This is a genomic window from Paenibacillus anaericanus, from assembly GCF_003994475.1.
Lineage (GTDB): Bacteria > Bacillota > Bacilli > Paenibacillales > Paenibacillaceae > Fontibacillus > Fontibacillus anaericanus.
Genome location: NZ_RZNY01000013.1, coordinates 44,679 through 59,221, shown reverse-complemented (window position 1 = coordinate 59,221; position 14,543 = coordinate 44,679). Strand labels below are relative to the sequence as shown.

11 protein-coding genes are annotated in these 14,543 nt (G+C 42.8%); 6 read left to right on the top strand and 5 right to left on the bottom strand.

Features of this window, described 5'->3' with window-relative positions; translation table 11 throughout:
- The first annotated feature begins 16 nt into the window (after nt 1-16).
- Nucleotides 17-463 (top strand): RDD family protein, encoded by a 447-nt coding sequence (locus EJP82_RS15915; RefSeq protein ID WP_170220207.1) that lies wholly within the window; start codon nt 17-19, stop codon nt 461-463.
- A gap of 94 nt (nt 464-557) precedes the next feature.
- Here the strand turns inward: EJP82_RS15915 and EJP82_RS15910 are convergent, their stop codons facing one another.
- Nucleotides 558-2,285, bottom strand: coding sequence for a putative bifunctional diguanylate cyclase/phosphodiesterase (locus EJP82_RS15910; RefSeq protein ID WP_246054187.1), 1,728 nt, complete (start codon nt 2,283-2,285; stop codon nt 558-560).
- Nucleotides 2,286-2,731: 446 nt separating this feature from the next.
- Here EJP82_RS15910 and EJP82_RS15905 point away from each other — a divergent pair, with 446 nt between their 5' ends.
- Nucleotides 2,732-4,213 carry a glutamate synthase subunit beta gene (locus tag EJP82_RS15905; protein ID WP_127193062.1) on the top strand — a complete coding sequence of 494 codons (1,482 nt, stop codon included), beginning with the start codon at nt 2,732-2,734 and terminating at the stop codon, nt 4,211-4,213.
- Nucleotides 4,214-4,285: 72 nt separating this feature from the next.
- On the opposite strand, the gene EJP82_RS15900 is transcribed toward EJP82_RS15905, so the two are convergent.
- A complete protein-coding gene (locus tag EJP82_RS15900; protein WP_127193061.1) occupies nt 4,286-5,113 on the bottom strand; it encodes a hypothetical protein in 828 nt (275 codons plus the stop codon).
- Nucleotides 5,114-5,279: 166 nt separating this feature from the next.
- The gene (locus EJP82_RS27985) at nt 5,280-5,435 is read right to left on the bottom strand and encodes a hypothetical protein (RefSeq protein WP_170220206.1); all 156 of its coding nucleotides are present in this window, start codon (nt 5,433-5,435) and stop codon (nt 5,280-5,282) included.
- A 274-nt stretch (nt 5,436-5,709) separates the two neighbouring features.
- Between EJP82_RS27985 and EJP82_RS15895 the strand changes: the two genes are divergently transcribed.
- Nucleotides 5,710-6,498 (top strand): formate/nitrite transporter family protein, encoded by a 789-nt coding sequence (locus EJP82_RS15895; RefSeq protein ID WP_127193060.1) that lies wholly within the window; start codon nt 5,710-5,712, stop codon nt 6,496-6,498.
- Nucleotides 6,499-6,745: 247 nt separating this feature from the next.
- Nucleotides 6,746-9,616 (top strand): GGDEF domain-containing phosphodiesterase, encoded by a 2,871-nt coding sequence (locus EJP82_RS15890; protein ID WP_127193059.1) that lies wholly within the window; start codon nt 6,746-6,748, stop codon nt 9,614-9,616.
- 13 nt (nt 9,617-9,629) lie between these two features.
- Here EJP82_RS15890 and EJP82_RS15885 read toward each other — a convergent pair whose 3' ends face one another.
- On the bottom strand, nt 9,630-10,406 hold the full coding sequence (locus EJP82_RS15885) for a radical SAM protein (RefSeq protein ID WP_170220205.1): 777 nt from the start codon (nt 10,404-10,406) through the stop codon (nt 9,630-9,632).
- Between the two features lie 21 nt (nt 10,407-10,427).
- Nucleotides 10,428-12,698 (bottom strand): pyruvate formate lyase family protein, encoded by a 2,271-nt coding sequence (locus EJP82_RS15880; RefSeq protein WP_127193057.1) that lies wholly within the window; start codon nt 12,696-12,698, stop codon nt 10,428-10,430.
- Between the two features lie 215 nt (nt 12,699-12,913).
- Here EJP82_RS15880 and EJP82_RS15875 point away from each other — a divergent pair, with 215 nt between their 5' ends.
- Entirely contained in the window at nt 12,914-13,654 is a 741-nt protein-coding gene (locus EJP82_RS15875) for a phytanoyl-CoA dioxygenase family protein (RefSeq protein ID WP_127193056.1), read from the top strand.
- 40 nt (nt 13,655-13,694) lie between these two features.
- Nucleotides 13,695-14,540 (top strand): helix-turn-helix transcriptional regulator, encoded by an 846-nt coding sequence (locus EJP82_RS15870; protein WP_127193055.1) that lies wholly within the window; start codon nt 13,695-13,697, stop codon nt 14,538-14,540.
- Nucleotides 14,541-14,543: the final 3 nt, after the last annotated feature.

Genomic DNA, 14,543 nt, shown 5'->3' with positions numbered 1-14,543 from the left:
AAAGAAGGCCAGTAAAATGTACAATAATATGGATTCTTCCAATAATAATTACGATTATCAACCGGGAATGATCTACCGGAACCCAAACCCGGAATTTGTAGGTTTTTGGATACGATTGCTCGCAGTATTAATTGACTGCGTGATTTTAGAAATACTAACTTGGTTCTCGCCATTTAACTGGGTAGCAGAATGGATACTCGGGTTCATATACTTCACTTTATTACCTTGTACAGCTTGGCAGGGCACGGTTGGGAAGCTGATCCTCGGTGTCAAAATTGTGGATGAGGAAGGTGAGAAAATATCTTATCTACGCTCCATAGGGCGGTATCTTGCTGTATATGTGTCTGCAATCATTTTGTGTATTGGATTTATAATGATTGCGTTCAATGAGAAGAAGAGAGGACTACATGATCTAATAGCAGGTACTTATGTAATAAAAAAAGAATCGAAACTTTATGAGTGAAGTGTAATTTCCCCATATAAAATCAAACAAAGAACCGTGTCCAACATGATCTAATGATCAGTGGAAACGGTTCTTTTAATATAACCCCAAGCGATTAGCTCGGGTCTGAATTTAGCAATTTTTCCATGGACATCTGATTGAGTGGTCGGCTGTAATAATAACCTTGGATTTGGTCGCAACCATTGTCACGTAGGAAATTAAATTGTTCCTCGGTCTCGACACCTTCAGCTAATACGGTCATCCCGAGGGATTTGCCTAATTGAATGATGGACAGTAGTAAGGAACTGTCTCGTATAGAGCTAGGTGTCTCACGAACAAAGGTACGGTCAATCTTTAGAACTTGAAGAGGTAGTTCTTTTAGATAGTAAATAGAGGAATATCCTGTTCCAAAGTCGTCGATAGAGAGAGTTATCCCTTTCTCTTGCAGTGAATCTAGCTTTTCCATAATAAATAAGGGTGTGTTAAGTAGTGATTCTGTTACTTCAAGCTCTAAATATTGTGGGTCAAGCCCAGTTTGTTCTAACGCTGACTGGACCATATGAACGAATTGTGGGTGTTTGAATTGTACGGCTGAGACGTTTACGGATACCGGTAGCTTAGGGAGGCCAGCATCCTGCCACTTCTTATTGGTTCGACATGCCTCCAATAGTACCCATTCTCCTAATTGAACGATAAGTCCGGTATCTTCTGCTATCGGAATGAAGTTGTTAGGCGGAACTAGTCCCAGTTCAGGATCATTCCAACGAATGAGAGCCTCGAAGCCGGTGAGCGTTAAAGTGGAGGTATCTATTTTAGGCTGATAATGAAGCTCAAATTCACCTTCTGCCATGGCTCGTGGTAGTTTCTTCTCAATATTAATTCTCTTATGTAATTTATCCATTAAATAATAATCGAAGTAGTGCGGACCGTTTAATGACTCGGCCTTTGCTTCTTTCATTGCAAGTTCAGCATGCTTTAGTAATTTGGTTACATCTTGACTATCATCTGGGTAAAGGCTAATGCCCATACCACACCCACTGGTGATCTCCTCATTGAATACAGAATAAGGCTTCTTTAAAGTATCACTTAAGTTGTTTGCGATCTCATGAATTTGAAGTGGGTCAGAAATATCAGACAAGAATATGATAAAGTCATCTGCAAAGCTACGACAAATAGGTGTCCCATCCGCTAAGGTGTTTTTTAGACGCTCTGCAACTTGTTTCAGAATCTCATTTCCTGTAACTTCCCCATAACTTTCATTAATATAACGGAATCTATTTAAGTTTACACGCAGTACAGCAGCCATTTTCTTCGTGGATCCAGTCGCTTCGAGTTTCGATTTCATAATTTCCTTGAAGCGATTCATATTGAGCAATTCGGTTAATGGATCAAAATAAGAAAGTTGTTGAATCTTTTGCTTAGACGCGTTACGTTCTTCAACTTCTTTAGTGACGTCTAACTGAAGACCTATAAAGTATGTGGGTTTACCCTCGGATCCGATGACCGGACTGATAATAAATTGGTTCCAAAATGTGCTGCCGTCTTTTCTATAATTTTTGATGGTGACCGTATCAGAGCGACCTTCCTTGATCGCTTTACGAATGACTCCAAGATGCTCCTTGTCCGTTTCTTCACCTTGAAGAAATCGACAGTTACGCATCAGGACCTCTTCGCGCGTATATCCGGTGATTTTCTCAAACCCTTGATTAACGTAGACCAATGGATGGTCTGGCAGAGTCGGATCAGTTATAGCTATTCCTACACCCATCTTATCAATGGACTTCAACAAAGCGGAGGAATGAATGATCGAATCGATTTGAGCGTGATATTCGTCCTTTTCCAAAATAAATCCCCCTCGAAATGAACCAAAAAATGTATGTACTAGCTGATGATGTCCATGTCCGGCATCACTACGAAAGTATGTCCTAACACACATCATACATGTGGTTCCTTTAGGAAATCAATGGGTTTTCTCACCCGAAATATCGGGGTCTATCTAAAAAATAAAACCTACATACAAGATATGCTGTAGTACCGCCATTTTATCAATCAATCGGCCCAGATCATGAGATCAAATTACTTACTCGATTAAGAAAAAAATGGGTATATATATTTTTGTTTGCATAATTTGAATGAATGTTTATCGAAGATGACTAGTGCGTGATCTTCATCATTCTACGGACAACCTCTGAAATGTTAACATAAGTTAATTTTAATACTTCATTGTAATAATGCGATAGCGTAATAGATTCGAGTTTGAAGTCGTTATTTATGAACAGGGGGATGGAAATGGGTAAGGCAACCGGTTTTTTGGAATATGAACGTGAAGTTCCGGGGGAGTTAGATCCGTTAAAACGAATCAATGCCTGGAAAGAATTCGCCATACCATTAGAGGAAGAGAAGTTAACGATACAAGGTGCTCGTTGTATGGATTGTGGGACACCTTTTTGCCATGTTGGCAGGCTTATATCAGGAATGGCATCGGGTTGTCCAATACACAATCTAATTCCCGAGTGGAATGATCTGGTGTACCGAGGAAGCTGGAAAGAAGCTTTGAAGCGTCTACACAAAACTAATAATTTCCCTGAATTTACTGGACGTGTCTGTCCGGCACCGTGTGAAGGGGCTTGTACAGTTGGGAAGAGTGGCTCTCCGGTTACGATCAAGAATATCGAGAAAGCAATCGTGGATAGAGGGTTTCAGGAGGGTTGGATTACACCCACCATGCCTACTGCTCATACAGGTAAGAAGGTGGCTATCGTTGGTTCAGGTCCTGCAGGTCTAGCGTGTGCGGATCAGCTTAATAAAGCAGGACATGATGTGACGGTATATGAACGTGCCGATCGGATAGGCGGATTATTGATCTATGGTATTCCCAACATGAAGCTGGATAAAGGGACGGTGCAGCGACGTGTCGATCTCCTTGCAGCGGAGGGGATTACCTTTATCACTAAACAGGAGATAGGTAAGGATATCACTACAGAGGCATTACGCTCTCAGTTTGATGCCGTTGTTCTGTGTGGAGGCGCTACAAAACCGCGGGATCTTAACATAGAAGGGCGAGAGCTTAATGGCATACATCAAGCAATGGAATTCTTAACACGTAGTACGCAGAGCTTACTCGATTCAGAACTTGAGGACGGTAAGTACTTATCAGTCAAGGATAAGGATGTCATCGTCATTGGTGGTGGAGATACGGGTACAGACTGTGTGGCGACAGCAATCCGACTTGAATGCAAAAGTGTCATACAGTTGGAAATCATGCCACAGCTTCCATTAAGCCGTCAACCGGGTAACCCTTGGCCAGAATGGCCAAAGGTAATGAAGACGGACTACGGTCAGCAAGAGGCAACGAAGCTATATGGAACCGATCCTCGTCGCTATTTAACAGCCAGCAAGTGCTTCATCGGTGATGCTAATGGAAATGTGGAGGCCATTCGAACGGTAGAAGTTGAGTGGAGCAAGAATCCGCAGGGCGGTTTGATTCCCGTCGAAATCCCAGGAAGTGAAAAGGTAATACCGGCTAATATGGTGTTGTTGGCACTTGGTTTTACAGGGCCAGAAGGCGGCATGTTGGAACAGCTTGGTATTGAACGTGACGAACGTTCCAACGTGAAATCTGAGCTAGATCATTACACGACAAATGTTCCAGGTGTGTTCGCAGCTGGTGATATGAGACGAGGACAAAGCTTGGTTGTTTGGGCTATACATGAAGGGCGCAAAGCTGCCCGCGAAGTGGATTGCTATCTCATGGGAAGTACTGAGCTGTAGCAATAATATAAGATCTTAAATAATTAGCTGACCCCGCTCATTGTAGTGTGGGGTCAGCTTTTTCCATGAGAGTTACGGTAACTGTGAATTAGCCCGCTGGATAACGGCACTAATTTTAACTTCTAGGTTGTACATGTTTTGTTTGTATGTTGTTATTTGACCGGATAGGGTCAAAAGTCTGGCTAAACAATCGCCTGATCGGTCAGCGTCGCCTTTCTTAGCTGCGCCCTTAAAATTGGTCCATTCGGTGGTAATGCTCTTGTTTGGTGTAGATTGGAGACTTCGTTCTGCCGTTATTTTGGTCTTAAGTGGCGTTATTTCAGTCAGAATAGAACGGATTTGAGTAGCCTTTCGTGACTTATCACTTTTGGCCGCTTTTAGGGAGTCTTCCTTAGTACGGATATCTTGTCGGGCCAAACCTACAGCAATTTTCATCACATCAGCTTCTCCCCGCAGCACTTTGTAGAGAGACTTATCTTTGAATGATTTAACAGCAGCAACCTGTTTGGTCAGTGAACTATATGTGTTAAATAGAGGCTGATACTTTGCTTTAATCTGTTTGACTTGGTCTTCTAACTTTATGATCTTATCAGCGTCGATTTCCTTGATTTTCTTTCGTATAGCTGTAACTAAGGCCTCATTATTGTAGTGGAGTGTCGAAGTCTTGTTGTCCCATTCCATAGCTTGCTTTTGAAGTGCGGCCAAATCATCATATTGCTTAACGAGCTTTGCTTGCTTGGTGCTCCCCGCGGTCCCTGCAGTCTTCACTAATGATGCTCTAACCGCATCTGTAAATTGCAGGGTAGCTGCTGCTACCGAACCACTTCCTATAGTTGTACAAAGAAGGAGTACCACAACAAGCGCGGCGGTCAGTTCCAGCTTTAACTTATGCATTTTCATCCTATCATCACTCTCCTTGTCCCTGAATGAACGAATACGACACAAAAAAAGCACCCGCAAGAAAGGCATAAATGCCTTTTCTTACGGGTGCTTCCGTCGTAAGTTGATTCATCAGGGTTATTTTGGTCCAATATACAGGATATCCGTTATCCTGTCAACGTCCCCACTATTTGCCAACTTCAGATAGGTTATCCTGTAGACATGAAAGCTTACGAATGATTTCCTCTTGCCACTTTAAGTCCCCAAGACGGGTCGCGAGATTAAGTAGATCTAGGTAATCATCGACTGTTAACGGCGAAGGTTTCCGAGCGGATATTCTCATTGTTGTTAAGCTCCTTTTGTATTCATGCTATATTATTGAAGTATATTATTATTAATAATGATAATCATTATCATGATGTTCTAATTACATTATGCACAAAACTAAGCCAATTGTAAATATACGAGCCTCCAAACTCCACCAATAATAAAAAAATTAGATTAGATCCTGCTTTAGCGAAGTGAAAGTAATCGCCCTCAGCATGTATCAACTTGTCTTCAGTCCATATACTAAGGATAAATATGAAATCTATTACGTTAACTATTTAGGAGGAACTATGGAGACAGAATCGCTGCTAAGGGTTGAAGAACTGGCACTTAAGAAATATAAGATTTTTAAGCAAAGCCAGATTCGATATATCGCAAGAGCCATGCTCGCGAGTATGTTTATTGGGTTTGGTGTAATTGTTGCCTTCAAAAGCGGAAACTACTTCTATATGGAACATTCCCCATTTGCGTATCCCATGGCAGCCATCACGTTTGGTGCCGCAATTATTCTTATAGCTTACGGTGGCGGAGACCTCTTCACGGGGAACACTTTTTACTATACCTATGCTGCTCTCAGAAAAAAACTGAAGTGGAGAGATGTCGTAAGACTTTGGTTGTTTAGTTATATTGGAAATATCATGGGTGCGGCGGTATTCGCCTTACTGATCTTTCTAACAGGTTTATTTACAGATTCGTCAGTTAACAGTTTTTTGTTGAATGTTGTAGAGCACAAAATGACCACGTCAGCAAGTGAGCTTTTCTTCCGGGCGATTCTCTGTAACTGGCTAGTTTGTATGGCATTCTTTATCCCGATGTCACTTAAGGGAGATGGGGCAAAGATGTTTGCCATGATGTTGTTCGTATTCTGTTTCTTTATCTCGGGGTATGAACATAGCATCGCCAATATGTGTACCTTCGCGATCGCACTCGTGTTGGACCATCCAGGAACAATATCTTTCCCAGGCGTATTACATAACCTAATTCCGGTGACGATTGGAAATCTGATTGGAGGGGTTTTACTTATGGGCGTCATGTATTACTTTGTGAACAAACCCTTCCTAGATTCGGAAGAGAACTAACGCATTTGAAACAAATCTCTACCAACATATTACCGGTAAATCCTTGGTTATAGTGAAGGGTTTATCGGTTCTTTTTTGGTTCAATGAAACTCTATTCTTTCGAAATTACTCTTACCTAATTATTCGACACTGCTCGCGTAAAAGGAAAATGCTGTATTTATATTTATAGAAAATATGTTAAAATTAAACAGACAAAGCGATTAAATTACTTATCTCACATTACTTTATTTCGTAAAGGGGTACACGGATGAAGCGGATTTCTAGGATGATGTTGGCCTCTATAACGATCGTATTAGCTGCGTTGCTATACCCGCCTGCGGCCTATGGTAATTGGGATGGAGCAATATATCCATCATCCTATAAATCCATTATGATATTTAGTTTATCTTTTATTATATTAATAGCTGTAAGTTATTTGGTACTAAAACTGTATATTAACCACTTAAGAAGAATTATTCATGGGGAGCAGGAGTTTTCTAAGAATGTTTTTGACCATACTCAATTATTCATTTGGGCTGTACATAGTGACAAGAGCATTCTCAGAATTAACAAATATGTCGAATGGCTGACAGGGATCCAAGAAGCAGATGTGATTGGAAAGAAATATAACGAGCTAATGTATCTTCAGGAATATTATGGACAACTTGTCGAGCTCATGGATGATGCCTTAGCTATGAATTTTGTGGATCAGCAGGAGATCACATTAATTTGTAATGAGCAGAGGGACCACAAGACATTTCTGTTTAGAACAACGGTTATTACTGGAGTATCGGGATATCCTGATGTTTTTATTGTTTGTGGTATAGATATACATGAGCGCAAGCTGTACGAAAAGATGCTGCAGAACAGTTATCAGGAGCTAGAAGGAATTTATGAGGAAGTTGCGGTAACAAAGGAAGAAATGCAAGTCCAAATGCATGAATTACTATTGAACCAGGATAAACTGCGGAACAGTGAGGAAAAATTTCGTCTGGCCTCGCTCGGATCAGGAGCTGTTATTTGGGATACAGACCCATCTACCGGTAATTATGATGTTTCAGACCGATTATTTGACCTCTTAGGTTATAGGAGAGATGAAATTGAGACGACAGCAGAACAGTGGCGTGAATTACTCCATCCCGATGATCTTATAGCTACGGAAGGTGCGAGACAGGCTTACTTAAATGGTGAAACTCCGGTATATGAAGCTGAGTACCGCATGATTAAGAAAAATGGGGAGTATCTTTGGATTCAAGCTAGAGGAATGTTACTAAGAAATAGTGACGGGTGCCCGGGACGATTTTCGGGTTCGATGATTGATATAACGGAACAAAAAAATTATGAACATCAATTGCAGCGTAGCTATAAAGCTCTTGAAGAGACTTACGAAGAACTGGCAGTGACCCAAGATGAATTAAGAGAGAACTACGACATGCTGGTTGAGAATGACAGACTACTCCGCAGAAGTGAAGAACGGTACAAGTTAGTTGCGGAATCGTCCAACGGTGGGATATGGGAAATAGATTTTATCCGAAATCGACGTTTCTATTCCCCAAGATGGTTTCAATTGCTCGGTTATAGGTATGAAGATGATATGCCTAGTGATCGGTTAAAGCATGTGATGCATCCTGAGGACGTAAAGAGAGTTAGCGAAGAATTAAAAGCAGCACAAGCAGGTGAGAAGGAACTGTTTGAATGTGAATATCGCTTATTGAAGAAGAACGGAGAGTACAATTGGTTCATTGGACGAGGGAAAGTACTGTTCGACGAGCTGGGGATGGCTTGCCGAATGGCAGGTTCTGATGTCGACATTCATGAGTTGAAATTATCTCAAGAGAGGCTTCAACATCTTGCGTATTATGATACTTTAAGTGATTTGCCAAACCGTCAATATTTACTTGAAGAGCTTGAGTACTACTTCACGTATTCCCTGGGAAAATCCGCACTATTCTTTGTGGATACAGACAACTTTAAATATATCAATGATACGCTAGGGCACAAGTTCGGTGACCAACTTTTGAAGAAAGTGAGCCTCAGGCTATCCTCCTTGGTCAGAGAGGAAGGAATGCTGTTTAGGTTAGGTGGGGATGAATTTGTTATTCTTCAGAGGGATATCGAGAGAGAAGCGCAAGCGGAGGACCTTGCCGAGTTATTGATTCAAGGATTTAAGGAACCTTTTCGGATCAATGATAGCGATTTGTACGTTTCAATAAGTATGGGTATCTCCTTCTATCCCAAAGATGGTGTGAGTGGTGAAGAAATACTGAAAAATGCAGATGTTGCTATGTATAAAGCTAAGGAGACGGGTAAAGGAAGGTATATGGTCTTCAGCCCTTCATTCTTACAAACGTTTAATGATCGTGTAAATGTAGAAAAATATCTTCGCGAAGCCATTAAAAAGGAAGAATTCGTGCTGCATTATCAACCTCAAGTCAGTCTTAAAACGGGGAAAATTGTTGGATTTGAATCGCTAATTCGTTGGAATAGTCCGGTGCTCGGGTTAGTCTCCCCGTTATCGTTCGTCAAAGTTGCAGAGGATAGCAGACTCATTGTGCCCATCGGCGAGTGGGTATTATTACGCTCTTGCAGTTTTGCTAAAGGCTTACATGACCAAGGGATTGGAGATTATAAAATCTCGGTGAACATCTCGGTCGTTCAATTGGTGCAAGATGAGTTTGTCGATATGGTTATCCGTATTTTGGATGAGACAGGACTCAATCCAATATATTTGGAACTCGAGATTACTGAATCGATTATTATTGAGTCATTTGACATTGTGATTCCAAAGTTAGAATTTATGAAAAGATTGGGTGTTCAAATTGCTCTTGACGATTTTGGAACCGGATATTCTTCATTGAGTTATTTACAACAAATGCCGATCACTACACTGAAGATAGACCGGACTTTTATTGAACAAGTTCCTATAGAAGAAGATAAGCGTTCACTCGCAAGAGCTATTGTACTGATTGGTCGTAGAATGGGATTAGTAGTAGTGGCCGAAGGGGTTGAAACGAGGCGGCAGTTAGACTATGTCAAGCAAGCCAAGTGTGATGTAATCCAAGGATATTTAATCAGTAAACCTCTAAAGGATGAGGAGGCTATAGATTTAATCCATAGCCAGCGAGTATTTGATATTTGATAACGGCTTAGGTCTATCCAATGACGACTTTCTCACACCCATAGGAACGAATGATTGATAGCCAATTTGCCTTATCTTCTTCCGTAGGAATTGGAGCTATGAAGGTGCTTCCCTGGCCATCCCCTTTGGATCGCCCATATGGATGATATGCAAGTAATTCGGCACCGATGATGTTTGAATTGCTATTAACCCATTTGACGATTTCCGCAAAATGATCAGGTCGATCATTCAAGCCAGGTATAATAGGACAGCGTAGAATGAGGGGTACACCTTGTTCACAAAGCCATTGAAGATTGGCCAGAATAACGTTGTTAGAACGGCCTGTATACTCTTTATGCTGATCGGCATTATATTCCTTACTATCAAATAGGAAACAATCGACATAGGGGGAAATTCGTTCAAGAATCGATCGATGCGCATACCCGGAGGTCTCCACACAGGTGTGAAGACCTCGATTTTTCGCTTCCCGCAATAGGGCAAGCGAAAAATCGGGTTGCGCTAGCGGCTCGCCCCCAGAGAGCGTCAAGCCACCACCGGAACGTTTATAATATGGCAAATCCCTCATGACTACGTTTATAACTTCAGAAACCGACATTGGACTTCCAATCGTCTTCACGTCGCCAGTGTCCCCTTCAAGCGGATAAACTTCAGGTTCGAACTTTTGCGATTCCGGATTATGACACCACAAACAGCGGAGAGGACATCCCTTTAAAAATACAGTTGTGCGAATTCCATCACCGTCATGCAACGAAAAGCGCGCGATGTCAAAGACAATACCAGACTCCTCCACCAGATCTCTCCTCCCCATAAATTAATAGAGTGTACGCTCCAATATTTCCCGCTGCACATTGTGGTTCAACGTAACGAAATAAGCGCTGAATCCACCCACACGGACAATGAGGTTAGCATATTTCTCCGGTTCTTTCATCGCATTCTGCAAATCTTCTTTGCTGACGACACTAATGTTGGTTGATGTGCCACCTAATTCAAAGAAAGTGTCCAGTAACGCCTCCAGTTTCGGACGATCCCCATTAAACATCTGCTTGCTAAACTTTATATTCTGCGAGGAACCGGCATGCAACCCGGCATCAAGCTTCGTCATCGAGTTAAAAAGTGCAGTAATTCCATTCCGATCCATGCCTGGAGAGGGAGCATTGCCATTCGACATCGGTGAGTAGGCAAGGCGACCGTCCGCAGAGGCAAGGGTCAGTCGACCGAGAGTGGTATTGGCATCATTGTTAATCATAACTACAAGATAAGAATCAAGGTCCGTTCGATCCCGCTGATTCCTTACCGTATTGCATACAAATTCATGATACAGGACTGCCATTTGGTCGGCCTCATCGTCGTCATTCCCAAACTTTGGAGCCTCCAATAGCAGTTTCCTTTCGCCCTCTGCTCCTGTGAAATTGGTAAGGATCAATTCCATAAGTCGTTCTTTCGTTATTTTTTGCTCTTCATAAATGACCTTCTTGATAGCAACAAGACTGTCTGATGCTGTTATATTGCCGTAAGTTTCCAAAGTGCCGCCAAGATGACGGATGCCGCCTTCGAATACAGCCTTGCCGCGGGTAATACAATCGTCATACAGCATGCTGATGAATAACAGTGAGGTTTCTTCGCCTACGATTTTATACTCTAGCGCTTCTTGATCGGCGATGATGTCGATGTGGTGTTTAAGCTGTTTTTGGTATGCTTCCCAGAGGTCATCGATAGTTGCAAAATCGGATAGAGTGCCGAGTTTCAGACCAAGCTCTCGTCCGGTCAATGGATCGATCCCGTTAAACAGCGTTAATTCAAGTGCTTTCACAAGGTTGATAACACCGCTTGGTGTACCATAGCTCCGATGATCCAACATATATTCTCCGCATCCAAAGAAGGCATATTGCTCAGCTTCCTCACGGGATACGTCGAAGGCGTGCATTACTGCGGGTACATTTGCTTCATCATTGTACAGAATTGGAAACGTGGTTCCCTCTCCGAGGGAGTCTAGAGCTTTTGCAAGGATTTCAGGGTTCATTCCTTTGTTGCAGCGAAGGCTGAGCTGAGGTCGGAATGGGACGTGGCGCGAAGCCTCTATGGCAAACAAGGTGAAGCGATCTCCGTTCTCGGGATTTCGGCGTCCTACACCACCGACGATCACCCGGGCATCTCGTCCCAGTACGCCAAGGATCATACGCCAGTATGCCGTGACGAGCTCCTGTGCTTCCAGTTCCGAAATAAAATCGGTATTCAGATCCTGTACAAGTAGATCACCGAAATAAACGTCCATCCGACCATGCTCCATGCTCCCCGACAATAGCATATAAAGCCAGCAAAGCTGCATTGCCTCATCAAGATGTCGAGGCGCATGATAACGGATTGCCTCCAAAACCTCTACCATACGTTTCAAATGTAACTTATCGGATGCTTGGTCGGCTTGCTCTAAGGCTTGCTTCACATCCTCGATATAGTAGATCATGGAGTATTCGAGCATATCCAGTGCTGTTAGCATTGATTCATATAAAGGGTGGTAAGTTTCTGCGCTGGAAACAAGTTTCTCGCGGATCTCAGCCCTTAGACCCGGTAGCCCTAGACGAACGAGCTTATCCATATCCATGTGGGCCCCAGCCATCCGATAAAGAGGATAAATGACTCCGCTCTCAACTCCCCAATTATCGGTCCACAGCTCCCGTGCCATCACTTCGGTATAACGAGCACGTATTTTGGAGTTGGTATTTTCGGTTTGCCAGTAAGCGATCAATTCTTCAAGCTCCACTTTCTGTTCTTCTGTCTGCAGGTACGGTTCCAACTCATCCCGTAAGCTCTGCTCCTCCATGTAATAACCCGTTCGATCAATATTACCGAATCCCTGAATCGGGGTGAACCCGAGAAATGGTGTTCGTTTGCGCCCAGCAAGCAGGTCTCCCTTCTGCATAGGCTGTAATATCCACGGGATCTGTACCTTTAGGCATGCCGCTTCACGTACAGCAGGGGGATAGAGGAGGTGATTTTTATAAGTGTTTGTGAAGTCATGCACATAAATAAGCGGATCGGATAAGCCTTCGCTAGTATGCGAAGTTAATGCTGGATAGTTAACCATGGGATAGATCTCCCTTCCTTGTTCTAGAAAGATCGTATCTCATATTCAATAACACCGCTTTTCGTTTCTTCCTCAATATAGTGCATATTCTCAGATTTGGCCTTTCTGAAGATATGCACACTTTTACCGTAAGAAGCAGAAGTAACTATAAACACGATAGCTTACAGTATGGGTGTGACAAAAGCCACAATTGGTTAAGGAGATGAGCCATAGCGATGAGTAAGAACCTATTAACAGTTTCTGATGTCGAGCATTACCATAAGAACGGATACCTACTAAATAAAAGGCAACTATTCTCACCCGAGGCGTTCACTGCATTGCGATCCATCTTTGAAGAACAGCTGGCACACAAAGGTGATAAGTTGTCTGATGAGCTGGACACCCCCCATTTTCGGGATGAACGCCTACTTACCTATTTGCTAAGCGAAGAAGTGCTTGATTTGGTTGAGCAGATCATTGGACCTAATATCGGATTGTGGTCGAGCCACTTCATATGCAAGGATCCATACGTGGGACGCGCCACTCCATGGCACGAGGATTCTACTTATTGGAGAGGCCGTCTGGACCGTTATGATAAAATCGTAACCGTCTGGCTGGCTATCGATCGAAGCAACAAGGAGAATGGATGCATGAGGGTCATTCCTGGCACGCATCATAACGGCTTCTCGGAGTATGTGGAGGTGGACGGCAAACAAAATTTATTCTCATCTCAGATCAAAGATGTGGAAGATTCTGAGGCCGTTTATTTAGAGCTTGAACCGGGGGAATGCTCGCTGCACGACTCAAGAATTATCCATGGAGCAGAGCCGAATAAAAGCATATATCGGCGCTGCGGTTATACTATGCGCTATTTTTCCACCGAAGCGAGAGTAGTACCGGAGAATAATCCTGGCTTTCGTATTTGGCTTGCCCGGGGAAAAGACATTGCGGGAAATTCATTCTGTAATGTAGAATAATCGAATAGTTACAACGACGGAATGAAAGGGAGGAAAGGCTATGAGCGGTAAACAGCCTGATCGGTTGCAGAATGTACAATACATGTCTGATTCTTCTCCCTTTCGAATTTTTTATCACCAGATTGATGGTCAGATTGATGTACATTGGCATGAATTTTTTGAAATGGCTCTTGTCATCAAGGGCAATGGAATTCATATCTTAAATGGTACGCAAATGCCACTTACTAGGGGGCACATTTTTCTAATGACTCCTGCAGATTTTCATGAGCTTGTACCAGATCCAGGGCAAACTGTTGAACTCTATAATCTGATCTTTACCCAGCATTTCCTACGGCCAGAGCTGTTTCAATGGTTGTTTCAGAACAGAGGTGGGGATTATCACCAACTACCAGAAGAGGACTTCCAGACTTTCGAAGCAGAATTTAGGCGGCTGTGGGAAGAAAGTGAGGATCCGCAGGAAGGCAGCGGTTACATCATTCAAGGTGCATTGGAGCGAGTGTTAATTGACCTCAGGCGCCAGCTCCCTGGACGATCGAAAGAGTTAGCAAACGCAGAATTGCGTCATCTACATCCTTCGATTCGTAGTGCTATTACCTATATCCAGCATCTTTTTCGCGATTCGCTCACCTTGGATCAAGTGGCAAAGAACGTGGGTTTGTCCGCCAACTATTTTAGCGAGTGCTTTCGCAAACAAGTAGGGGTGTCTTTTCAAACTTTTTTACAGGAGCAGCGTTTGCAATTCGCCCATTCTTTATTACGCGTAACAACACTTCCCGTCACAGAGATTTGCTTCGCATCAGGATTCAGCACCCTAAATCACTTTGAACGGACTTTTAAGAAAAAATACGGACAGACTCCGCGGGAATTGCGCAAAGTTAAGGGATAATAG

Bases quoted from the DNA above. Each gene is read 5' to 3' on its own strand.
- EJP82_RS15915 (WP_170220207.1), top strand. From the start codon at position 17: ATGTACAATAATATGGATTCTTCCAATAATAATTACGATTATCAACCG.
- EJP82_RS15895 (WP_127193060.1), top strand. From the start codon at position 5,710: ATGGAGACAGAATCGCTGCTAAGGGTTGAAGAACTGGCACTTAAGAAA.
- EJP82_RS27985 (WP_170220206.1), bottom strand. From the start codon at position 5,435: ATGAGAATATCCGCTCGGAAACCTTCGCCGTTAACAGTCGATGATTAC.
- EJP82_RS15905 (WP_127193062.1), top strand. From the start codon at position 2,732: ATGGGTAAGGCAACCGGTTTTTTGGAATATGAACGTGAAGTTCCGGGG.
- EJP82_RS15880 (WP_127193057.1), bottom strand. From the start codon at position 12,698: ATGGTTAACTATCCAGCATTAACTTCGCATACTAGCGAAGGCTTATCC.
- EJP82_RS15870 (WP_127193055.1), top strand. From the start codon at position 13,695: ATGAGCGGTAAACAGCCTGATCGGTTGCAGAATGTACAATACATGTCT.
- EJP82_RS15890 (WP_127193059.1), top strand. From the start codon at position 6,746: ATGAAGCGGATTTCTAGGATGATGTTGGCCTCTATAACGATCGTATTA.
- EJP82_RS15875 (WP_127193056.1), top strand. From the start codon at position 12,914: ATGAGTAAGAACCTATTAACAGTTTCTGATGTCGAGCATTACCATAAG.
- EJP82_RS15900 (WP_127193061.1), bottom strand. From the start codon at position 5,113: ATGAAAATGCATAAGTTAAAGCTGGAACTGACCGCCGCGCTTGTTGTG.